This is a genomic window from Pseudomonas violetae, from assembly GCF_023072615.1.
GTDB lineage: Bacteria > Pseudomonadota > Gammaproteobacteria > Pseudomonadales > Pseudomonadaceae > Aquipseudomonas > Aquipseudomonas violetae.
Genome location: NZ_JAKNRW010000010.1, coordinates 152268 through 175691 on the forward strand (window position 1 = coordinate 152268; position 23424 = coordinate 175691).

The 23424-nt window shown below is 59.6% G+C and carries 16 protein-coding genes and 2 pseudogenes; 6 read left to right on the forward strand and 12 right to left on the reverse strand.

The features are described 5' to 3' along the window. Positions 1 to 103 precede the first annotated feature (103 nt). The 7 genes from tadA to treP all read right to left on the reverse strand — a co-directional run bounded on the left by tadA (position 104) and on the right by treP (position 9499). Positions 104 to 595 carry a tRNA adenosine(34) deaminase TadA gene (gene tadA / locus L9059_RS14915; RefSeq protein ID WP_247291776.1) on the reverse strand — a complete coding sequence of 164 codons (492 nt, stop codon included), beginning with the start codon at positions 593 to 595 and terminating at the stop codon, positions 104 to 106. After that, a complete protein-coding gene (locus L9059_RS14920) occupies positions 595 to 1971 on the reverse strand; it encodes a multicopper oxidase family protein (RefSeq protein ID WP_247291777.1) in 1377 nt (458 codons plus the stop codon). Before L9059_RS14920 ends, tadA begins: the two co-directional genes overlap by 1 nt. A gap of 121 nt (positions 1972 to 2092) precedes the next feature. After that, complete coding sequence (locus tag L9059_RS14925) at positions 2093 to 2380, reverse strand: PTS sugar transporter subunit IIB (RefSeq protein ID WP_247291778.1); 288 nt, start codon at positions 2378 to 2380, stop codon at positions 2093 to 2095. A 2-nt stretch (positions 2381 to 2382) separates the two neighbouring features. Beyond that, positions 2383 to 4917: a phosphoenolpyruvate--protein phosphotransferase gene (gene ptsP / locus L9059_RS14930; protein WP_247291796.1), complete on the reverse strand. Its 2535-nt coding sequence runs from the start codon at positions 4915 to 4917 to the stop codon at positions 2383 to 2385. Between the two features lie 41 nt (positions 4918 to 4958). Beyond that, a complete protein-coding gene (locus tag L9059_RS14935; RefSeq protein WP_247291779.1) occupies positions 4959 to 6182 on the reverse strand; it encodes a maltoporin in 1224 nt (407 codons plus the stop codon). 105 nt (positions 6183 to 6287) lie between these two features. Then, complete coding sequence (gene treC, locus L9059_RS14940; protein WP_247291780.1) at positions 6288 to 7937, reverse strand: alpha,alpha-phosphotrehalase; 1650 nt, start codon at positions 7935 to 7937, stop codon at positions 6288 to 6290. A gap of 119 nt (positions 7938 to 8056) precedes the next feature. Further along, on the reverse strand, positions 8057 to 9499 hold the full coding sequence (gene treP / locus L9059_RS14945) for a PTS system trehalose-specific EIIBC component (protein WP_247291781.1): 1443 nt from the start codon (positions 9497 to 9499) through the stop codon (positions 8057 to 8059). 229 nt (positions 9500 to 9728) lie between these two features. Between treP and treR the strand changes: the two genes are divergently transcribed. The 4 genes and pseudogenes from treR to L9059_RS30945 all read left to right on the forward strand — a co-directional run bounded on the left by treR (position 9729) and on the right by L9059_RS30945 (position 16180). Next, positions 9729 to 10433, forward strand: coding sequence for a trehalose operon repressor (gene treR / locus L9059_RS14950; protein ID WP_247291782.1), 705 nt, complete (start codon positions 9729 to 9731; stop codon positions 10431 to 10433). A gap of 83 nt (positions 10434 to 10516) precedes the next feature. Then, on the forward strand, positions 10517 to 13543 hold the full coding sequence (locus L9059_RS14955) for a membrane-targeted effector domain-containing toxin (RefSeq protein WP_247291783.1): 3027 nt from the start codon (positions 10517 to 10519) through the stop codon (positions 13541 to 13543). Between the two features lie 726 nt (positions 13544 to 14269). Continuing rightward, a pseudogene (locus tag L9059_RS30940) lies at positions 14270 to 15061 on the forward strand (cache domain-containing protein); the annotation flags it as partial. Positions 15062 to 15478: 417 nt separating this feature from the next. After that, entirely contained in the window at positions 15479 to 16180 is a 702-nt protein-coding gene (locus tag L9059_RS30945; protein WP_428480270.1) for a methyl-accepting chemotaxis protein, read from the forward strand. Between the two features lie 80 nt (positions 16181 to 16260). On the opposite strand, the pseudogene L9059_RS30950 reads toward L9059_RS30945, so the two are convergent. From L9059_RS30950 to L9059_RS14980, 5 genes and pseudogenes are all read right to left on the reverse strand, one after another. Further along, positions 16261 to 16371 (reverse strand): annotated as a pseudogene (locus L9059_RS30950) (DUF2252 domain-containing protein); the annotation flags it as partial. A 269-nt stretch (positions 16372 to 16640) separates the two neighbouring features. Next, complete coding sequence (gene guaA / locus L9059_RS14965; protein ID WP_247291785.1) at positions 16641 to 18218, reverse strand: glutamine-hydrolyzing GMP synthase; 1578 nt, start codon at positions 18216 to 18218, stop codon at positions 16641 to 16643. Between the two features lie 96 nt (positions 18219 to 18314). Beyond that, a complete protein-coding gene (gene guaB / locus L9059_RS14970; RefSeq protein ID WP_247291786.1) occupies positions 18315 to 19784 on the reverse strand; it encodes an IMP dehydrogenase in 1470 nt (489 codons plus the stop codon). Positions 19785 to 19981: 197 nt separating this feature from the next. Next, entirely contained in the window at positions 19982 to 20530 is a 549-nt protein-coding gene (locus L9059_RS14975; RefSeq protein ID WP_247291787.1) for a sugar ABC transporter ATPase, read from the reverse strand. Between the two features lie 163 nt (positions 20531 to 20693). Then, complete coding sequence (locus tag L9059_RS14980) at positions 20694 to 21461, reverse strand: sulfite exporter TauE/SafE family protein (RefSeq protein ID WP_247291788.1); 768 nt, start codon at positions 21459 to 21461, stop codon at positions 20694 to 20696. A 100-nt stretch (positions 21462 to 21561) separates the two neighbouring features. Between L9059_RS14980 and L9059_RS14985 the strand changes: the two genes are divergently transcribed. Together L9059_RS14985 and xseA are read left to right on the forward strand one after the other, a co-directional pair. Continuing rightward, entirely contained in the window at positions 21562 to 22503 is a 942-nt protein-coding gene (locus L9059_RS14985) for a LysR family transcriptional regulator (protein ID WP_247291789.1), read from the forward strand. Continuing rightward, on the forward strand, positions 22500 to 23424 hold a 925-nt coding region (gene xseA / locus L9059_RS14990), incomplete at its 3' end, for an exodeoxyribonuclease VII large subunit (RefSeq protein ID WP_247291797.1). The genes L9059_RS14985 and xseA, both read left to right, overlap by 4 nt.

The following is a 23424-nucleotide window of genomic DNA, read 5'->3' on the forward strand; positions in this document are numbered from 1 at the left end:
AGCTTGCTCGCGATGAACTCGAGAGCGCTGTGGGGAATCAGGCTCCCAGCGTTTTCGTTGACGACCATCGCGAGCAAGCTCGCTCCTACAAGGGGATTGGTGATTAGGGCTTGGCCCGGCGGGCCTTGAAGAACTCGCTGAGCACCTCACCGCATTCCTGCGCCAACACCCCACCCTCAAACAACACCCGGTGATTCAAAAAGCCCTGGGTGAAAAATTGCCCCTGGCTCTGCACAATCCCCGCCTTGGGCTCCAAAGCGCCATACACCACCCGCGCAATCCGCGAATGCACAATCAACCCCGCGCACATGCTGCAAGGTTCCAGGGTTACATAGAGCGTGCTGCCTGGCAGGCGGTAGTTGCTGGCGGCCAACGCCGCAGCCCGGATCGCGACCATCTCGGCATGGGCGCTGGGGTCGTTGCCACTGATCGGGCAATTGAAGCCCCGACCGATGATTTCTCCCTCCTGCACCAGCACCGCGCCGACTGGCACCTCCCCCAGTGCCGCACCTTGGGCAGCGAGGGCCAGCGCTTCGCGCATGAAATCCTGATCACGGCTGCGATCGATAATCGCTGCAGGGCGAATCTGCCGCATCACGCCACCTCGATGGCGGCCATCAGGCCGGTTTCCATGTGGTCGATCACATGACAATGAAACATCCACACCCCAGGATTATCCGCCACCAAGGCCACCTGCGCGCGCTCGTTCTTGCCTAACAGGTAGGTGTCCGTGAAGTACGGAATGACCTTGTGCCGGTTTGAGGCGATCACTTTGAAGCTCATGCCGTGCAAGTGAATCGGGTGCTGGTACTGGGTCATGTTTTTCAATTCGAAGATATAGCTCTTGCCCTTTTCGAGCTTGGCGATCGGCCGGTCGGAGCAAGTTTTGTCGGTGATGTCCCAGGCCTGGCCATTGATCTGCCAAAGGCTCGGCGGCTTGCCGTTGTCGACGTTCAGCGACACCGAACCGACCCATTCGAAATTGAAGTTGAGTTTCTCGGCATTGGCCAGGTCCGGCTCGGCCACTGGGTTGGCCGGCAGTGCGGGCGGCCATTGGGTCGGTGCGTCGGCGTTGGCCACGGAGCGCAAGGTCCCCAGGCGGACCGGGCCGTTGCGCAGGGACAACTCTTCGCCGGCCGCAGGCGCCTTGATTGCCAGGCAAATGCGCATGCCCGGGCCGAGCCAGTATTCCTTGCCCAGCGGGCGCGGTTCGATGGGGTTGCCATCCAGCGCGTAGATCTGCGCTTCAACGCCCGGAATGTTCAGGCGGTAGGTCAGGGTATTATCGAGGTTGAGTACGCGCACGCGGGTGATCTGCCCGGCGGGCAAGTCGATCACCGCCTGGGACACGCCGTTGATGGTCGACAGGCGCCCCGCAGTGCCCCCCCGGGCCGCTTCGCGAGGGATACTGAACGCAACAAACGCGCCCTCTTCATCGACGTGCCAGCTCTTCAGGCTCAAGGTTTTTTCATACTTGAAACCGGTAGGCTCACGCTCCTCCACGATCAGCGGGCCGACCAGGCCTCGACCGAGCTCTTCACTGCTGTTCACGTGGGGGTGATACCAGTAGCTGCCGGCATCGGGCACGCGGAATTTGTAGTCGAAGTATTCCCCCGGCAATACCGGAAGTTGCGACACGTAGGGCACGCCGTCCATTTCCAGCGGCAGGCGGATGCCGTGCCAGTGAATGGTAGTCGCCACCGGCAGGTGATTGATGAAACGCACCCGCAGCCATTCGCCCTGACGCACACGCAGTTCGGTGCCCGGTGCCGAGGGGCCGAACGCCCAGGCTTCGGTGGTGTGGCCGGGTACCAGTTCGACGTCCAGCGGTGCCGCGATCAGCTCATAGTCATGGCCCGCCTCGGCATCAGCCATCTTGCCCAGCCAGTATCGCGAGGCGCCACCCGCTCCGAGACCAACGACAACAAGACCGGCCAGGCCACCGAGGATTTGGCGACGGGTAAAGGACATGAACTCAACTACCTCTCGTATCTGCACCGGCCCGGGAGCCGGTAAAAGGCGAATACGATACACCTGCGGTTGAGAAACAGTAAGGGTAGCCGCAGCAGTTAGCTGGCCTACCCAAAAAAGATCACTCCAGGCCCACGATCAAATGCACCACCCCACCGTCCAGCACCATCACACCCCGCACACCAGCCACACTCAAGGCCTGTCGATTCATCCACCCGACATCGCGCAGTTCCACCCGTACCCGGGTCAACGCCACAGGTTGTTGCGACGTGAGATTATCCACCCCCCCCAAGGCTGCCACCACATCCGCAGCCAGGCCAGGCGCCACTGGCGCAGCCACCGTGGGTTCATCCATGATCAGATCCGGCGTCAGGGCTTTCCAGAACGCGCGCTGCATTTTTTCGAACATGTTCAGTTCTCCAGAACCAGTGAAGTATCGACCTTCGCGTCGTGATACCGCCTCAGGGCATCCCGTACCTGCCCGGCACTTTCCAGGCCCAGGACCTGCCGGGCAATGGCTTGGCACTCCACCAGCTCCAGGCTGCGCACTGCCGCCTTGACCGCCGGAATCAACGGCACACTTACCGATAGCTCATCCACCCCCAGTCCCAGCAACAATGGCGTGGCCAGGGTTTCGGAGGCCAGGGCTCCACACACACCTACCCACTTGCCGTGGGCGTGGGCGGCTTTCACGGTGCTGGCGATGAGGCGCAGCACTGCAGGATGAAAACTGTCTGCTTGACTCGCCAGGCGCGGATGGTCGCGGTCCATGGCCAAGGTGTATTGAGTCAGGTCATTGGTGCCGATGGAGAAAAAATCCACTTCGGGGGCAAACAGATCAGCCATCAACGCCGCCGCCGGCACCTCGATCATGATCCCAAGCTTCGGCAACTCCGTAAGCCCCAGGGCTAGCGCCTCCTCCTCAAGCATTTGCCGGGCGATTCGCAGTTCCGACAACTGGGTCACCATGGGCAACATGATGTGCAGCCGAGTCAACGCGGCACTGCTGAGAATTGCCTTGAACTGATCGCGCAACAGCTGCGGGCGCTCCAGGCACAGTCGAATTCCGCGCAGGCCTAGAAACGGGTTGGTCTCAGCGTCCATCGGCACATAGGCCAACGGCTTGTCCCCCCCGACATCCAGGGTACGCACTACCAGATTGCGCGCGGGCCCGAGAGCTCGTGCGATGGCACTGTAGGTGGACGCCTGCTCGTCATGGCTCGGCGCATGGTGGCGATCCAGATACAGAAACTCCGAACGCAGCAAACCCACCCCCTCGCCGCCCAGCGCCATCGCCTGCTCGGCTTGCGCCAGCGACGCGATGTTGGCCGTCACCTCGACCTGATGACCATCGCGCGTACAGGCTGCCAGCGACGCCTGTGCCAGTTCGTGCTGCTGGCGTTGCTGCTGAAGCTGGCGTCTGGCGTGTAACTGTTCGATGGCAGCCAGATCCGGATCGAGCTGCAACTCACCCTTGTCGGCGTCGAGCAGCACCTGGGTGCCATTGACCAGCGCCAGCACCTGTACCGGCAAGCCGCAGATTGCCGGCAAACCGAACGCCCGCGCCAGGATGGCGACATGGCTGGTGGCGCCCCCGCCCACCGTGGCGAAACCCAGCACTTTGGTGGTGTCGAGCCCGGCGGTCTGGGACGGCGTCAGTTGCTCGGCAATCAGAATGGCCCCTTCCGGCATCTCCAGTTCGCAGTTCTGTACGCCAAGTAACAACTTGATCACGCGTTGACTGACATCAGCCAGGTCTGCCGCGCGCTCGGCCAGCAGGGCATTGCCCTGACACGTGAACAGGGACGCCGTCGCCTCGGTGGATGCGCGCCAGGCGAAACCGGCGCTTTTGCCTTCGTCGATCAACACATCCGCCAGATCGAGCAAACCCGGGTCTTCAAGCAGCTCCTGGTGCGCCTTGAAGATCTCCGCCTGGGCGTCACCCTTGGCGGTGTCACGCAGTTGTTGCAGCGCTGAAACGGCCTCGGCCAGCGCTCGCGACAAGTGTTCACGCTCAACGTGAGCGCCTTCACCCCATTCATTCACCTCAAGGGCCTGCTCGGTGATCTGCAATACATGGCCGAACGCCGACCCCGGCGACGCGCAGACCCCGCGCAACACCTTGGACGATGAAGCCTGCACCATCACTGGCGTTAACTCCGGCGTCACGGCCGCTGCCTCGCCGCACCCGGCAGTCAGCAGCTCGGCCAGCGTGCTGATCGCGGCGTGCGCATCCGGGCCCACCGCGCTGACTTGCACTATGTCGCCCTGCACCGTCTGCAATGCCATGACCGCCACCAGGGATTTCGCATTCGCGCTCTCCTGCCTTTTATGCAGATGAATGCTGGCGGCAAAACCTTTCGCCGCCTGGGCGAACACCGCCGCAGGGCGCGCGTGCAAGCCATTCGGATTAGGCAGGGTCAGCGGTCTGGAGAACAGCGCTTCAGCCTCCTCTGCGACCTGCTCATCCGCTACCTGCCCGAGCGGATTCAGCCCCAGCAGCGGCTGGCCGCTGTCCACCGTCCCGGTTTCCGAGCTCAGCCAAGTAAAGGGCTCACCGCTGACCACTAGCATCAAGGTCAGCAGGCTGCGGGCATTCAAGGCGACAAAATCGGCATCGAACTCAATCAGCGACTGGCCGACGTCCACCTGCTGGCCTTCCTCAACCAGCTGCGTAAAGCCTCTTCCTGCAAGGTTCACCGTGTCGAGGCCGATATGCATCAAAACTTGCACGCCGTTTTCATCCGTGATGCTGATCGCATGACCACTGGCCTGCACATTGCTGACGACCCCAGCCAGAGGCGCGCACAAGGTGGTGGAAGTCGGATCGATACACAGCCCATCGCCGATAACCCGGCTGGAAAACACCGGATCCGGCACCAGGTCCAGTGGCATCAGTACGCCGGACAGGGGCGCGTGCAGCTGCAATTGTTCGGGTGTGGCCATGACGTCACCTGCTGTTTTGTTCTTCATGAAAGACGCTGCATTTATTTCCACCAGTATTCGACCTGCAACCCGACATTCGCACCGTGTCGCGCCCAGCCGAAGGCACCGGTATCGGACAGCGCCGAACCGGCGGCCAGTTCATTGGCCGCACGCTTGGCCGCCTCGTTCCAGCTGGCGTAGGTGTAATACAAACGCACCTCGGGCCGCGCCCAGAATTCCGGGCCCTTGGGCGACCAAGTAGGGGCGAAAGTGAACTTGCTCAGCTTGCGCGTACCACCTTCGGCTTCAACCTGATCATGACCGAGCTCGGCCACCAGTTTGAACTGCTCGGTGATCGCATAAGCCGGGCGAACCCCCACGGACATCCAGTTCTGGTCAGTTTTACCGGAGCGCACATCCTTCTGGTACACCGCCTCGACCTGCCCACCAAAGCGCGGAGTCACCTGCCAGTCGAAAAACTCCACCACCCGGTAGCTCTTGTTGCTGTCGTCGAGCTTCACGTTACCGGTATAACCCAAGCCCGTACCGGGTCCTTCGCCGTACTGGAATGCAAGTTTGTTCTTGCCCCCCAGAAAACCTTGTTGCACATGCTGGGTGGTAATCGCCCAGCCCCGATGCGCATCGCGGCTGTCGGGTTTGTCGATGTAACTCAGGCCCAGTTCCAGCTCACCGCCGGGGTTGGTGTTGAAGCCAGCCACATTGAAATCATGACGATTGATGTAGTCTTTCTGGTAAAGATTATCCTTACGTGAAAAGGCGTAGCTGTATCGCAGATCACCGATCAGCACGTCCTCGATACCCCCGCCGGTGGCGCTCTGGTTCCAGTAGTAAAAGTCGGAAATATGGATGTCGTTGCGCTTGTAGTAGCGGCGCCCTGCCCACAGCGAACCACCATTGAGAGCCGGCATGCTCGACCATTGCGCGTACAACTGCGGCAGGCGCACAGAGCCATTGTCGCCTTTGAACGTCAGGCTGCGATCGTACTGGTTATACAGCGAAGCCATGCCATCGACGCTGAGCACCGAACCATCGTCCAGGGTGAATAGATCCTGGCGCAACTCCAGCTCTCCATACTGCTCGCACTCGTTGCCCAATCGATATTTGGTCTGCGCCCCGGGCAACTGGAAACATGACTGGGAACCGCTGTTGACTGAAGTACCCAAGCCGCTGCGCAAGTAACCGCCAAACTCCAGCGCCTGCGCCGAGAGGGGCAATGCCAGGCAGATTCCGGCAGCTGCAAGGCTGCGATTTATTGTCGTATTCAAGTAACACTCCATTATTTTTATTGTGTGTTGCAGCAAAATCGGCGCGCAAAAATCTCCCGCGCAGTGTTCTGCGTGTTTGTCTAAACGGCGCTTATTGGCGTGGTTCTATTGGTCAGTCAGGTGCAATACAAATGACTCGTAGGGGCGTAAATACACCTGCCGGTTTCGCGGCGGACAGTCCGGGTAGTTGCTGATCACCAGGCGCTGGAGCATGGCTTGGTTGATCACCTCGTCCGGCAACTCAACTTCACAGGGTGCCTCGTAAAAGTTGTTGAGTACCAGCAAGCGTTCGCCGTCACCTTCTCGAACGTAGGCCCAGAGCTGCAAATGTTCAGGCAGTAATTGCCTGTAGATTCCGTCGGATATCAGCACTTCGGTGCGTCGCAAGCTGATCAGCTGACGGTAGTGATGCAGCACTGAGTTCGGGTCGTCGAGTTGCGTGGCGACGTTGATCTGCGCCGAGTTGGCCGGTACGCCGATCCAGGGCTGCGCCGCGCTGAAACCGGCGTTCGGCTCGGCATTCCAGTGCATCGGTGTGCGCCCGTTGTCGCGGGACTTCTGCATGATCGCCGCCATGTTGTCAGCATCGCTGGCACCCGCTTCGCGCTTGAGCCGAAAGATATTCAGGGTCTCAACGTCGCGGTACTGGTCGATATGATCGAACCCCGGATTGGTCATCCCCAGTTCTTCGCCCTGGTACACAAATGGAGTGCCCTGGAGGAAATGCAAGGCCGTGCCGAGCATCTTAGCCGACACCGCCCGATGCTCGCCGTCATGACCAAATCGCGAGACCACCCGCGGCTGGTCATGGTTGCACCAGAACAGCGCGTTCCAACCGCCACCAGCCTGCATGCCGGTTTGCCAGTCGGACAGAATCTGCTTGAGTGCGAGGAAGTCGAAATCGGCGCAGATCCACTTTTGCAGGTTCGGGTAATCGACCTTCAAGTGGTGGAAATTGAAGGTCATCGACAGTTCTTTGGAGTCGGGTCGCGAATAGCGAATGCAGTGGTCAAGGCTGGTGGACGACATTTCGCCAACGTTGATCAGGTCATGGCCTTCGAATACTTCGCGGTGCATCTGCTGCAAGTACTGGTGAACATGTGGGCCATCGGTATAAAAGCGCCTGCCGTCGGTGTGGTCGTCAGGAAAGTCCGCCGGTTTCGAGATCAGGTTGATCACATCCAGGCGGAAACCACCCACACCCTTGTCCCGCCAGAAGCGCATCATCTTGAACACTTCGGCCCGCACTTGCGGGTTGTCCCAGTTCAGGTCGGCCTGGGTGTGATCGAACAGGTGCAGGAAATACTGGCCGGTCTGCGCCTCGTACTCCCAGGCCGAACCGCCAAACTTGGATTCCCAGTTATTGGGCTGATCGCGCCAGATGTAGAAGTCGCGATATGGACTGTCGAGGCTGCTGCGCGCCTGCTGAAACCAGGTGTGCTCGATCGAGGTGTGATTGACCACGATATCGAGCATCAGCTTGATTCCGCGCTTGCCGGCTTCGGCGATCAGCAACTCGCAATCGGCCATGGTGCCGTAGCTCGGATCGATGGCGTAGTAGTCGCTGATGTCGTAACCGTTGTCGCGCTGGGGCGAACGCAGGAACGGGGTGATCCACAGGCAATCGACACCCAGCCAGTGCAGGTAGTCGAGCTTGGCCACCACGCCGAGCAGGTCACCTGTAGGGTTGCCGGCGTGGCTGTGGAAGCTCTTTGGGTAGATCTGGTAGATCACTGAGCGTTGCCAGTCTTGCATGGCGCTATTCCTTCATTAATTTGATGCGGTGACCGTTAGGACCTCTTCGCGAGCTAACCCGCTCCCACATGGGAATGCGGTCAACCTGTGGGAGCGGGCTTGCTCGCGAATGCGATCTATCAGGCAACCCGGTATCCCGGCCGAACAATCTTCATGCTCAAGCCACAGGTCAGCACAAACGGCACCACCATCGCGATGACCATCCCGACCACAAACATCGGGATGAACTGCGGGATGATCGAGATGAATCCAGGCAGACCGCCGACTCCGATGGCCGAGGCCTGGACCTTGTTCAGCGACAGGAAAATGCAGCCCAGCGCCGAGCCGACCAGCGCGGCGTAAAACGGAAACTTGTAGCGCAGGTTCACCCCGAACATCGCCGGCTCAGTGATGCCGAAATAAGCCGAAATCGCCGAAGTTGACGCCATGGATTTGTCCCTCACGTTACGGGTCATGTAGAACACCGCCAGCGCCGCGCTGCCTTGGGCGAGGTTGGACATGACGATCATCGGCCAGATAAAAGTGCCGCCCTGGGTCGAGATCAACTGCAAGTCGACGGCGAGAAACATGTGGTGCATGCCGGTGATCACCAGGGGTGCATACAGCAGGCCGAAAATCGCCCCGCCCACCATCGGCGCCAGATCGAACAGGGTGACTACGCCTTCGGTGATCAGAATCCCCAGGTGTCGGGTCACCGGGCCGATGACCGCCAGGGCCAGCACACCAGTGACCACGATGGTGGTGATCGGCACCACCAGCAACTGCACCGCATTCGGCACTCGCGCCCGTAACCATTTTTCGATGACGCTCATCACGTACGCCGCCAGCAGGATCGGCAGGATCTGCCCCTGGTAACCGACCTTTTCGATCTGGAACAAACCGAGAATGTCGAAGTACGGCAGGCTTTGCCCGTCGAGTCCCGCCACAGCCTTGCCGTAGTTCCAGGCATTGAGCAGATCGGGGTGAACCAGCATCAGGCCGAGCACGATGCCGAGGATTTCACTGCCGCCAAAGCGCTTGGCCGCCGACCAGCCCACCAGCGCTGGCAGAAACACAAACGAGGTATTGGCCATCAGGTTGATCAGGCTCCAGAGCCCGTCAAGTTTGGGGTAGGCATCCAGCAGGGTCTGGCCCTCGATGAACATGCCCCGGGCGCCGATCAGGTTGTTGATACCCATCAACAGGCCCGCAATGATCAGCGCCGGCAGGATCGGCATGAACACGTCGGAAAACACCCGCACCAGACGTTGCATGGCGTTGATCTTGTCGGCGCTCTTTTGCTTGACGTCGGCAATGGTCGACACGGCGAGTCCGGTTTGCCGGCGCAGTTCGGCGTAGACTTTCTCCACCTCGCCAGGCCCAATCACTACCTGAAACAAGCCGCCGGTGAAGAACGAACCTTTGACCAGGTCGACCTGGTTCAGCGTGGCGCTGTCGACCAGGCTCGGGTCCTTGAGGGCCAGGCGCAGGCGTGTCACACAGTGCGCGGCCTGCTCCAGGTTGTCGCGGCCACCGAGGCTGTGCAGCAGCTCGCTGGCGATGTTCGAATAGTCGTGGCTCATGCTTGATCTTCCGCTGTGGTTTTTTGTTATTGGCAGCACGCCGAAGCGAAAAGTACTCGTCTGTACGAGTTAAAGCAACAACTCGTACAGACGAGTTACAAACTGTTTAATGAGGATCGGTGATTTTTCCTACCCGCACAGTCCACGAAACCTAAAGCTGCATGGACAAACCCCTACCCTGCCCTTAAGGTTCGACACCTTGAGTACATCGCGGCACAGAGCCATCACCATGAGTAAATACAACCAGATCTATAGCGATCTGCTTGCCAGCATCACTACTGAACGTCTGGAGCGTGGCGCCCGCCTGCCTTCGGAAACCGAATTGATGGACAGCTATCAGGCCAGTCGCGGTACCGTGCGCAAGGCCATCGAGCAGCTTCAGGAACGCGGTTTCGCGCAGAAAATCCATGGCAAGGGCACCTTTGTGCTGTCGACTAACCCGATTGAATTCCAGCTCGGCGGCATCGTCAGTTTCCAGGAAACCTATCCACGCCTGGGTAACGATGTGCGCACTGAAGTGGTCGAGTTCAGTCAGATCCCCCTTGAAGGCCACCTGCTGGAACACATTAAGGCCGAAGCCGGCAGCCTGATCACCCGGATCAAGCGCGTGCGGCGCATCGACGGTAAACGGGTGATCCTGGACATCAACCATTTCGTCAGCGAGGTCATTCCCGGACTGTCTCGCGACATTGCCGAGCACTCGATCTACGCCTACATCGAACAGACCCTGCACCTGCAGATCGCCTACGCCCAGCGCACCATCGAAGCCATGCCGCGCAGCAAGGACGACCAACAACACCTCGACCTCGACGGCCAAAGCCACGTGATCGTGGTCAGCAACCAGACGTTTCTGCAGGACGGCCGGCAGTTCGAGTACACCGAATCACGGCACACCCTGGACAAGTTCTACTTCTCGGATGTGGCACGGCGCTAAATCCTTCACGGCATAACTATGTAGCGCACCTTCCTTGAGCCAATGGGCAATCTTTGCAGCCCTACTTCTCAAGGAGCGAGATCATGCCTACCGATCAACATAGTACCGACACCGGCAACGCCATCGACCGTGAACAACTCAAACGGGTCGCCACCACGCTCGTGACTGCTTGCCCGGGCCTACTGGAAGAGGCCCACGCGGTCGCCAGCGAGATCCTGCACAAACACGGGATCACCGACCAGGACCCGGACCTGGTCTGGTGGCATCGCTTCGACAATGTCACGGCCAGCAGCAGCAAGACGTTCCTGGGCTGGGAGCACGCCCCCAAACCCTGCGAATCCCTGACGCTGACGCAACTGGTCATTCATCGGTTCCGCGTGACCGACCAGGACAATGCCCTGGAGCTCAACAGTAACGGCGGCTTCTACACCGCTGACGCCAACGCGAGCCTGTACAACGAAACCAACGAAGTGCGGATGTACCCCAGCAAGGTCCTGGCCGACCTGTGGGAGATGGACCTGAGTGGTCGGTACCTGAATAAATTCAATGCCTTCTGGGCCACGCATTTCTCTGACTACCGCGCCTTGGCCAAATGCAATTACCTGCGTAAAGCGATCGAGGCGTGCGAAAGCGGTCAACTCAGCGAGGAGGAATTCCAGACCGTAGTCAGGGCCGTCATCGGTGACGCCACTTGGCCGATCACCCTGGCCAGCCTGCAGTCGTCAACCGCTGCGCCTGCAGATCTGCGAGTCTGCGCCCTGGATGTCGCCGGGCATGTCGCCACCGATATCCTGCGTATCGTCGACCGCAACGGCAGGCAAATCACCTACGTTCCCGGTGCCGCCACCCCCTTCAAGGTGCACCCGACTCCCACGGACATGCACTGGTGGGTACTGCTGCACATGAATGAAGAACAGCCCCGCGCTGAATTCATGACGCATTTCCCGTTATCGGTGCGCAAACAGGTGCACGACAACATCACGCCTCTGATGAACCAGTTGGTCGGCACCTGGGGCAAATACGATCATCATTTGATCAATCAGAAAGACCTCACCCTCAGCGGCGACGCCTTCACTTGGCAGAGTCGCGCCGTGCAGAGCGCGATGCTGGAAGAAGCCAACTTGACCCTGGTGACCAATGGGCAGATGCGCGAGCACCTGTGGCTGGGTTATCTGACGGTCGGCCTGAAGGTCTTCGGCCCCCTGGCTGTATTGGGCTGGCCAATCGCCCTGCCCGTGGTCGGGGCCAGCATTGCTGCCATGGGTTTGAACATCGACAAGGCGGTCAATGGCAGGACGGCGGCAGAGCGCAAGGCAGGTGTCGTCGGCGCGGTGCTCGCGGGCATCAACACAGTGTTTAATATTCCGCTGCTCAAGGAAGTCAGCATCCTGGATGAAGCCGGGGCGGCGGCTGAGGCCGAAGCTGCCGAGATGGCTGATTCGACCCCGGCGGTGGAGCCGGAAGAATCCGCGCCCGTTGAAGCAGAAGAAGGTCCTGTGCAATCCGGCGTGCTGCCCATCCTGCCCGATGAAACCCGAGAGATTTCCCAGGTGCCTGAGCACTGGCAGAGCAATGACATCCTCGAAGGCTACCCAATCGCCAGCAGCGGCAAATTCCAGGGCGTCTATACGCTGGATTCGCAGCCGTCACACGCCATCCTGATCAATGATCAGGCCTACTACGTGCGCTACGAAGCAGACGTCAACGGCGGTGGCACCTGGGCGATCATCGACCCGGAAAACCCGAATGCCTTCACGGGGTCGATTCCGGTGCGCCTCAATGCCGAGGGGGAATGGGAGTTCGCGCCGAAAAGCGGCCTGGCGGGCGGTGGCAAAGGGCTGAGCAAACCGGTTGCCGGCACCTCCAGGCCCGCGCCCCACGTTCGACTCCGGGCAGACTATTTCAAACACTTGACCCGATACGATGCGCCCAACGGCCGTTCGCTTAACTTTCTGGGCCTGGGTGAGCAGGAAACCCATATAAAAATCGTCACCTTTCCCGGGGGGAGCATCAGAGGGGTCACCCCCTATGAAGAGTTCGTGGCCGGACGTCGCGCGATGCTGATACGCGATGCCATCAACTTCCAGAGCCCGGAGCACGCCTTCGCCTCCTTGCCCGCCCGCCCGGTCCAGCCCGTCATCACGCCCTCGACTACCGTGACGGAACTCATCGAGAAAGTATTCGAGACAGCGCCTGGCCTGGTCGTCGGCGAAAGCCAGGACCGCATTGCCAGCATGCGTTTCCTGATCGCAAACATGCCGACGCTGGCCAAGCAAGGCGTCAAGACGCTCTACATGCACCGTCTGCTCAACGACTTCAATCAAGTCGACCTGAACCACTTCGCAGAGACCGGTGAGATGCATGGCATGCTGGAAACCTATCTGCAAAACCTGCCTGGCGATCCTGCCGGAGAGTTCACGGCCCTTCAGGTGGTCAAAACAGCCCAGCAAAATGGCATTCGCATCCAGGCCACCGATTGCCTGGCCAGCTATCGCTATCCCGACACCAACTTCCGCGCCATTTCACGACAATCCGTGAAGACCTACCTCACCCATACCATCATGCAGGCGACCCAGGCCCGCAACGGCGGCGGAAAATGGGTGGCGTTGACCGACCAGGAAAACACCAGCACCTTCCGGGGCATGGCCGGTATCAGCGAAACCGAGGGAGGAATTGGTTTGCGCATCGAAGAAGTCGGCCCTGAACAGCCTGTGCGTCTGGACATAGACAATGGCATCGAACTGGGTCGAGAGGCTGCAGGAGGCACGCAGATGCACGGCGACTTTGACACCTTGTATGCCGATATCAGCCTGCAGATGCCGACCCCCTTCATTCCACGAACCGCCGGGCAAATCAATCGGCTGCTGTTCCGCCAGGGCATGTTCACCATCGAGCGAGCGGATCAGTCCCTGACGCTGATTCATCGCAGTCGCACCAACCAGATTGTGCGAACGATGATCGAGCGACCGATGGATGGCGGGTTCCTGATTAACCGCCCAGCCTGGACCGCGGTTCATCAGGTGACCTACGCGAATCTGCTGAGCCTGGCGCACGCCCTGAGTCGCATGGGCCTGACGCTTGAAGGACGGCTGCCGACTTTCGCCGCCTGATAGGCAAAAGGCCCTATGAACTTATGCTCATGGGGCCTTCGGGTGTTACGGGCGATCAGTCAGCGCTAGATTTATTCCCACTCTATTATCAATTGACAAAAAACCCCTTATAAAACAGAGTTTTCAGACATTGGATAATTTAAAAACCATGAAAAATGCCATGCACAGTAAAACGTTCAAGAAGTCGGATTAGCCTCTCTCGTGGCAAAGGCTGCCGAGAGCTGACGCTTAGTGAAAATGGAAAAGCTTTAGGATCAGGCCCGAGGCCTTCTCACCGTCGGCCTCGTAGAGGCCGCGCTATGAAGCTTGATCGGTGAGTTTTTGCAGGTTGAAATGGTTATAGAACGCTTGGCCTAATCGCCGATGCTTGAAGCTCCCTATGTGTTATCGCTGATGCTGAATTGACCCTACTCCCGACTTGGTGTTGCCCCATAAGTATTCCGCCCGAAGTCAGACCTGCTAACGCTTTACGAAGTAGAAGCCTGGGTCAGCGAAATTTCGGCAGCTGGATCAATTCTGCATTGCAGTTGACAGCCACCGGTCGTCTAATCACTCAAAACATCATGTAGCGCCTCAACTACCGGGCTTGGCTGCCGTTATTAATTACAGCCAACCTTAATTTTGTGGAGCTTCAGCATGTCGCTACTTCCCAACCGCATCGCAGGGCGAATGACTCTGGGGATCCTGACGCTGCTGGTTCTCACGGCATTGGCGATTTACTCAGTCATGACCTTGGGCGGCAAGCCTCAGCTAGTGGCAGCAGGAACCGAGGCAGCGGAACAATCGGCCAGTGCGATTACACGTCAGTTAGCCCTGCAAGTGAATCGCATTGAGGGCACCGCTACAGCGATGGCGCACCTGGCCGAAACCCTGCCCCACGACGAAACCCTGCTCAAGGCTAATCTGCCTAATGTAATTGACAGCCAAGGCGATGCAGCCATTGCAGGCGGCGGGCTATGGCCAGAACCCAACAGTTTTACTGCCGGTACTGATCGCCGAAGTTTTTTCTGGGCACGCAACGTCAGCAATGGGTTGGATTACTCGGACGAGTACAACGCCGCGCAAACCCCGCCGTATCAGGCTGAGTCCTGGTACACCGGAGCGAAAACCGCTCCATCGGGACGTTGCGTCTGGTCAGATGCTTACCAGGACCCAGTCAGTGGCGTGGCAATGACGACCTGTAGCGTGCCCTACCTCGCAAACGGCGCGTTTGCCGGTGTCGCCACTATCGACCTCAAGCTTGACGGCCTCGCAGCGTTTCTCAAGGCCAATGGCAATGTCACAGGCGGCTACGCTTTTGCGGTCGATCCTTCAGGGAACCTGCTGTTTTTCCCAGATGCAAAGAGCACCAAGGGCCTGCCGACCATTGCCGGGTTGAGCCAGGAACAAACTTGGTTGAAGCCGGTCGCCGAAAGCCTGTCGAGCAAGCCGGCCGGCACGACAACGCTGTATCTGGAACACGATGCGCGCCTGGATGGACCGGCTTACATCACATTGGAAACCATGGAAGGCACCGGCTGGCGCATTGGGCTGGTCACGCCTGAGGCCCGCGTGGTCGGACTCGCGAACAAGCTGACCGGGCAGATCTTGCTGTTCTTGCTACCGCTGTTGGGCATCCTGCTGGGGCTGGCATGGCTGGCTGGCAAACGGCTGCTCACTCAGCTTGAGGAAACCACTGCGCAAATCGAACGTCTGGGCCAAGGCGCTCAGGCAGGCGCTCAGCTAGAGATTCTGCGGTCAGATGAACTCGGCGCGTTGCGCATTGCGGTCAACCATTACGCTGGCTCTCTGCAGGCCATGCTGCGACGCATTGCCGATGAGTCGGTGTCACTGGAAGTCCAGGCCAACGAACTGGCGCAACTGTCCAATGGCCTGGCTGAACGGGCAGAGACTCAACGCATGGACAACACCCTGCTCGCCACCGCCATTACTGAAATGTCGGCCAGCGCCAACGAGGTCGCACGCAACACCACAGACTGCTCGGACACGGCCCGCAGCTCACTGGTAGAAGCGCAAAAGAGTCAGGACCAAGTCAACCGCAACGGTGAATCCATCGAAAGCCTGGCGACCGACATCTCAGGCGCGGCCACCGCTATGACTCAGTTAGGTGAAGACATCGAGCGAGTTGGCAGCGTGCTGGAGGTAATCAAATCGATCTCTCAGCAGACGAATCTACTGGCGCTCAACGCTGCTATCGAGGCCGCAAGAGCCGGTGAGCAAGGACGTGGCTTTGCGGTGGTGGCAGATGAAGTGCGCACACTCGCAGGCCGCACACAAACGTCTGCCAACGAAATTCAGGAGATGATCACCCAGCTGCGCCAGGCATCAAATTCTGCCGTCACAACCATGCAAAACGGCGCTCAACGCACTCGCGAGTCAGTGCAACAGGCAGTCGGCGTGTCCGCCACATTGGGCACTACGGTGGGCAGTTTCGATGACATCGTCCAGCGCGCCCAGCAGATCGCCGTTGCCGCCCAAGAGCAGAGCCACGTGACTCAGGAAATCAACGAGCTGGCGGTACGTATCCATGCGGCCAGCGAAGAAGGCGCCCGAGATGCGAGCACCCTTCGGGAACTGGGCAAAGGCATGCAGTCGATCTCAACCCGTCTGGGTGGATTGAGCCGCGGCACCCAATAGCCCTCAACGCGGGGGCAAACCGGCATCAGTTTAACGAAGCTGATGCCAGTTAGCCTTTGCAGCTAAGCGTGGACAGACTATCAGTGGTCCAGCGCGCAGCGACGGCAATGCTCCAGATACCCTCGCTCGTAACTACCGACCGGGAGCACAACACTGGACCATAGCCAGGACGGTGTAAACAGCAATGCAGAATTGACCCAGCTGCCGAAATTTCGCTGACCCAAGCTTCTACTTCATAAAGCGTTAGCAGGTCTGACTTTGGGCTGAATACTTAGCCGTAACATCCTCTGAGCAGATAAGCACTCTCGATACCATGTCTGCATCGCCCAACCGAACATGGTATCAATGTACTTTGTGATGACGCCTGTGCTGCGGACCACGGCCAACGCCATTAATGACGTAGAAACCCTCGTAACTATTGAAAATAGTTTCATAAAAATCAAATAGTTACGAATCAGACCTATTCCCACTCAATGGTCGCAGGCGGCTTGCTCGACACGTCGTACGTCACGCGGGAGATGCCTTCAATCTCGTTGATGATCCGGCCGCTGACGGTTTCCAGCAGTTCGTAAGGCAGGTGTGCCCAACGCGCGGTCATGAAGTCGATGGTTTCCACGGCACGCAGGGCCACGACCCAGGCGTAACGACGGCCATCACCCACCACGCCAACCGATTTCACTGGCTGGAACACCACGAATGCTTGGCTGACCTTGTGGTACCAGTCGGCCTTGCGCAGTTCTTCGATGAAGATGTGGTCGGCGCGACGCAGCAGGTCGGCGTATTCCTTCTTCACTTCACCGAGGATCCGCACACCCAGGCCCGGGCCCGGGAACGGGTGACGGTAGACCATGTCGTACGGCAGGCCGAGTTCCAGGCCCAGACGACGGACTTCGTCCTTGAACAGCTCGCGCAGGGGTTCAACCAGCTTGAGGTTCATTTCTTCCGGCAGGCCACCCACGTTGTGGTGCGACTTGATCACGTGGGCCTTACCGCTTTTGGCGCCAGCCGACTCGATCACGTCCGGGTAGATGGTGCCCTGGGCGAGGTACTTGATGTTGTCCAGTTTGTTGGACTGGGCATCGAACACGTCGATGAAGGTGCGACCGATGATCTTGCGCTTTTTCTCCGGGTCGCTTTCGCCAGCCAAGTTGTTGAGGAACTGGTCCTCAGCGTTGGCGCGGATAACCTTGACGCCCATGTTCTCGGCGAACATGGCCATCACTTGCTCACCTTCGTGCAGGCGCAGCAGGCCATTGTCGACGAAGACGCAGGTCAGTTGGTCGCCGATGGCTTTGTGCAACAGTGCAGCCACTACCGAGGAGTCCACACCGCCGGACAGACCGAGCAGGACGTTGTCGGTGCCTACCTGGGCGCGAATGTTGGCGATGGCGTCTTCGGCGATCTTCGACGGAGTCCACAGGGCTTCACAGCCGCAGATATCGAGGATGAAGCGCGAGAGGATGCGACCGCCCTGCTTGGTGTGGGTCACTTCCGGGTGGAACTGCACGCCGTAGTAGCCGCGAGCGTCGTCGAACATGCCGGCGACCGGGCAACTCGGGGTGCTGGCCAGGATGTGGAATTCCTGCGGCATTTTGGTGACCTTGTCACCATGGCTCATCCACACGTCGAGGCCGAACAGACCGTCAGCGTCGATGTGATCTTCGATGCCGTCGAGCAGGCGGCTCTTGCCGACCACGTCGACTCGGGCGTAACCGAACTCTCGCAGCTCGGAACCTTCGACCTTGCCACCCAGCTGTTCAGCCATGGTCTGCATGCCGTAGCAGATACCGAAGACCGGGACGCCCAGGTCAAACACCGCCTGCGGGCAGCGCGGACTGTTGGCTTCGTGCACGGACTCGGGGCCGCCGGCGAGAATGACGCCTTTCGGAGCGAATTCGCGAATCGCGTCTTCATCCATGTCGAACGGATGCAGTTCGCAGTACACGCCGATTTCGCGCACGCGGCGGGCAATCAGCTGGGTGTACTGGGAACCGAAGTCGAGGATCAGGATGCGGTGAGCGTGAATGTCGAGGGCCATGGGGTCAGTCTCGTCTATGCAATTCGGGTGAAGAAAATCAGAAACAACTCGGGGCTGAATAGAACAGCCCCGGTGCTTAACTTTTTACTTGAAGGCTCAACCTACACGGTAGTTTGGCGCTTCCTTGGTGATCTGCACGTCATGCACGTGGGACTCGGCCATGCCGGCGCCGGTGATCCGCACGAACTCGGGCTTGGTGCGCATTTCTTCGATGTCGGCACTGCCGGTGTAACCCATCGAGGAACGCAGGCCGCCCATCAGTTGGTGAATGATGGCGCTCAGGGTGCCCTTGTACGGAACACGCCCTTCGATACCTTCCGGAACCAGCTTCTCGGCGCCTGCCGAGGAGTCCTGGAAGTAGCGGTCGGAGGAGCCTTGAGCCTGGGACATGGCGCCCAGCGAACCCATGCCGCGGTACGCCTTGTACGAACGACCCTGGAACAGTTCGATTTCGCCCGGCGCTTCTTCAGTACCGGCGAACATCGAGCCCATCATCACGCAGGAAGCACCGGCCACGATGGCCTTGGACAGGTCACCGGAGAAACGGATGCCGCCGTCGGCGATCAACGGGACGCCTGTGCCTTCAAGGGCTGCGGCGACGTTGGCGATGGCGCTGATTTGCGGGACGCCGACACCGGCGACGATACGGGTGGTGCAGATCGAGCCAGGGCCGATACCGACCTTGACTGCATCGGCACCTGCTTCGGCCAAGGCCTTGGCTGCAGCGCCGGTGGCGATGTTGCCGCCGATGACCTGCACGTCAGGGAAGTTCTGCTTGACCCAGCGAACGCGGTCGATCACACCTTTGGAGTGACCGTGAGCCGTGTCGACCACCACCACGTCAACGCCGGCATTGACCAGGGCCGCAACGCGATCGCCGGTATCTTTACCGGTACCGACCGCAGCGCCTACACGCAGACGACCTTGATCGTCCTTGCTGGCCAGCGGGTAAGCCTTGGCTTTTTCGATGTCGTTGACGGTCATCATGCCTTTGAGGGCAAACTTGTCGTCGACGATCAGTACGCGTTCGATGCGGTGTTTGTGCAACAGTTCGCGAACGTCGTTCTTGTCGGCGCCTTCCTTGACCGTGACCAGGCGCTCTTTAGGCGTCATCACTTCACGGACAGTGGCTTCCAGACGGTTTTCGAAACGCACGTCACGGGAAGTGACGATGCCGACCAGGTCGCCATCGTGCAGTACCGGAACGCCGGAGATGTTGTGCAGACGGGTCAGTTCGAACAGTTCGCGCACCGTGGCTTCAGCCTCGATGGTGATCGGGTCTTTGACCACGCCGGCTTCGTAACGCTTGACCTTGCGCACTTCGGCAGCTTGCTGCTCGATGGTCATGTTCTTGTGGATAACGCCGATGCCACCTTCCTGAGCCATGGCAATTGCCAGTCGGGCTTCAGTGACGGTGTCCATGGCGGCAGAAACCAGAGGAATATTCAGCTCGATGCCACGGGTTAGGCGGGTCTTGAGACTGACTTCGTTAGGAAGCACCTCGGAATAACCAGGCACTAGGAGAATGTCGTCGAATGTCAGAGCTTCTTGGCTGATACGCAGCATCGCGGGGGCTCCCGAGCGGGAAAATGGAAGCGCGCCATTATAGTCAGACACCCCCTCGGGTTCAATGTAAAACTCTGTCTATTATCGAGACAGTGATCAGCGGGATTATTTGCGACAAAATCTGTGGGAGCAAGGCTTGCCCGCGATGACGTCTGTGAGAGCGCCATCGCGGGCAAGCCTTGCTCCCACAGTCCCAGCTACAACTCGACCTTGACCCAACTGACCGGCTGATCCAGCCAATCGGCAAACTCGTCGATAAAGCTCTGCTTGAACCCCGCCTCGGCCCAGTTATTGAAAATGAAACCCAGGTTGGAAAACCCGCATTCCTGCAGGAACAGGAACCCGTTGATGTCATCTTCGTGCCCGCATTCCGGGCAGGTGAAGTTATCGGTACGCCCGGGCATCCAGTCTTCCAGGCTTTCGAACAGTGCTTCGCCGACTTCCTTGCGGCACTCGGCGCAGCCGGCCTCCTCAAGAAATCCCTTGGCCGGCGTGTAGATGCAACGCTTGGTGACAATCTCCAGGCCGTTGACCGCCTCGCCGAATGGCAGCGCTTCGGGATGGAGCACCACGGCGCGGGCGCCGTCGGCGAGGGCATAGCCCATGCGATTGCCGGTGCGGCCACAGGTAGTGAGTTCTTCCTTGATGATGTTCTTGCGCACCAGCCACCGCACGATCGCCCGCGCCCTGGGCTCGTGCACCGGCAGTGTGGAGATTTTCGGGACGATGATGCTTTGAGAATTCATGGCACAGGCCTGCAAATGCTGAATGATCAACCTTGTAGGAGTGAGCCTGCTCGCGATGACTCTGTAACAGTCAACATTGGTGTTGAAAATGTAACCGCCATCGCGAGCAGGCTCACTCCTACAGGATTTTGCGGCCGGCAGCTTAATCCCTGACACTCACAGGTCAAGTACTCAAATACCGCCCGATCAAGGCAATCCCGCTGGCCAGCACCAACCAAGTCACTAGCCGCACGAACGCCTCGCGGGACAATCGCAGGGTCAAACGCCGGCCAATCCACAACCCCAGCGCCATCGCGGGCAGCAGACATAGCGCCAGTACCAACAAGGGTAGCTCGGCATACACACCTGCGACGGCAAACAGGCTCAAACGCACCACCGTGCTGCAACTGATCAGCGCACTCTGGGTCGCCCGGGCGACATCCTTGGGCAGCCGACTGTTCAGATAGATCGCATATAAAAAACCGCCACTGCCAAACAATGCCCCGAACATCCCGCCTACGGTACCCATCGGCACTGCCCAAGCAGCCGACAACTGGGTCGGCCGGGTTTTGACCCACAGGCTGTAAATTGCATAGGCCGTGATAAACAACCCCATCAACAACAGCAGCAGATCGGATTTCAGGTTCAACAGAAAAATCACCCCCAAGCTGCACCCCACTGCCATGCACGGCAACAGCCTGAGCAATTCAGATTTTGCCACGTCGCGCCGCGATGGAAGCAGATTGCCAAACGCCGCGACGAAATCCAGCAGCACCAGCAGTGGCACAATCTTCGACAGCGGCATGAACAGAATCAGGATCGGCCCTGCCACCAGGGCAGTGCCGAAACCGGCAATGCCAAACACGATGTACGCCAGGGCGATGCCCAAACCGATCACCAGCCAGTCCGTCGCGCCGAAAGGCCACTGGCTCAACCACTCAAGCAGATTCATTGATTCGCCTTTATTCAATACCTGAGATGACTTTAGCCATCGCCGAGGGTTGCGACTAATATCTTCGAGGTCGACCACCCATCTCAAAAAGGCATGCCTCATGCTTTCAACCCGACAACTGCGTTACTTCGTGGAAATCGCCGAGTGCGGCAGCTTCAGCGCTGCCGCCGAACGCCTGTTCGTGGCGCAGTCGGCGCTGAGCCGGCAGATCAAGGACATGGAAAGCCGCTTGCAAACCGCCTTGTTCGAACGCACCGCGCGCCAGCCGAAGCTGACTGCAGCAGGTGAAGCCTTCCTGCCCCGGGCGCGCAACCTGTTGCTTGAGCTGACCAGGGCCAGCGACATGGCCACCCAGGTGGGGAATGGCGAGCTGGGCAGCTTGCGCCTGAGTCATTCCAGTACCGTGCCCATGAGTGGCCGCCTGTTGCGCGGTATTGGCGAGTATCTGCAGCGCCATGCTGGCGTGTCGATGGACATCGTCAAGCTGTCCTCCGAAGCCCAACTGGAAGCGCTGGCCGAGGGTCAGTTGGACGTCGGACTGCTGCGCCTGCCGGTGCTGCGCCAGCGTGAGGGAGTGCAGGTCGTTCCTTTATATGCCGAGCGATTGCTGCTGGCGGTTCCGCCGAATCATCCGCTGGCTGTGGATAAGCCCGACCAGGGTATCGATCTGGCGCGGTTGAAAGATGAAGCCTTCATTTCCATTCCTCATCCGCAACGGGGTGGGCTGAGCTATCTGTCCGCAGAGCTGTGCATGCGCCAGGGTTTCTTTCCCAAAGCCGCCCGGGTGGTTTCGCGCAAGACCACGCAACTGCAACTGATCCAGGCTGGATTCGGTATCGCCCTGCTGCCGGAATCAATGCAAGACATTGCACCGCCCGACATCCACTTCCTGCCGCTGGCTGATCCGGATTGCCAGAGCACGGTTGCGCTAGCCTACCGGCAAAACCCCACTCCGCTGGTTCAACAGTTCATCCAGCATTTCACCCACCCTACGGGGGGCCGTGCATTGCGCAGGAGATTGCCTTTATCATGCACCCCATGATTAAAGATCCCTTTGCAAGACTCGGCCTGGACCGTGAAGTCCTGACTGTCAGCCAGCTCAACGGCCGCGCGCGGGTGTTGCTGGAAGACGTGTTCAGCAATATCTGGGTCGAAGGCGAAATTTCCAACCTCGCCCGCCCGGCGTCCGGCCATGTCTATTTCACCCTCAAGGACAGTGGTGCCCAAGTGCGTTGCGCGCTGTTTCGACAGAACGCCGCGCGGGTTCGCCAGGCGCTGAAGGATGGCCTGGCGGTCAAGGTGCGCGGCAAGGTATCGCTGTTCGAAGGCCGCGGTGACTACCAGCTGATCCTCGACACTGTGGAGCCGGCGGGCGATGGGGCCCTGCGCCTGGCCTTCGATGCGCTGAAGGAAAAGCTCAGCGCCGAAGGCCTGTTCAGTGCCGAACGCAAAGTGCCGCTGCCGGCGCACCCGCAACGCATCGGCATCATCAGTTCGCCGACCGGCGCGGTGATTCGCGACATTATCAGTGTGTTCCGCCGCCGTGCCCCGCAGGTCCAGCTGACGCTGATCCCCACGGCTGTGCAAGGTCGCGATGCCACCGCGCAGATTGTTCGTGCGCTGAAACTGGCGGACGCCCGTGGCTTCGACGCCTTGATCCTGGCCCGTGGAGGCGGCTCGCTGGAAGACCTCTGGTGTTTTAACGAAGAAGCCGTGGCCCGTGCCGTGGACGCCTGCGTGACGCCGATTGTCAGCGCGGTCGGTCACGAGACCGATGTTTCAATCAGTGACTTCGTCGCCGACGTTCGCGCGCCGACGCCTTCGGCTGCCGCCGAACTGTTGGCCCCGGATTCCAGCGACCTGGTCCGTCGGGTCGAAAGCCTGCATCGGCGCCTGGTGATGCGCATCCGCGACCGCTTGATGCGTGATCGCCTGCGCCTGGAAGGCATGTCCCGCCGCCTGC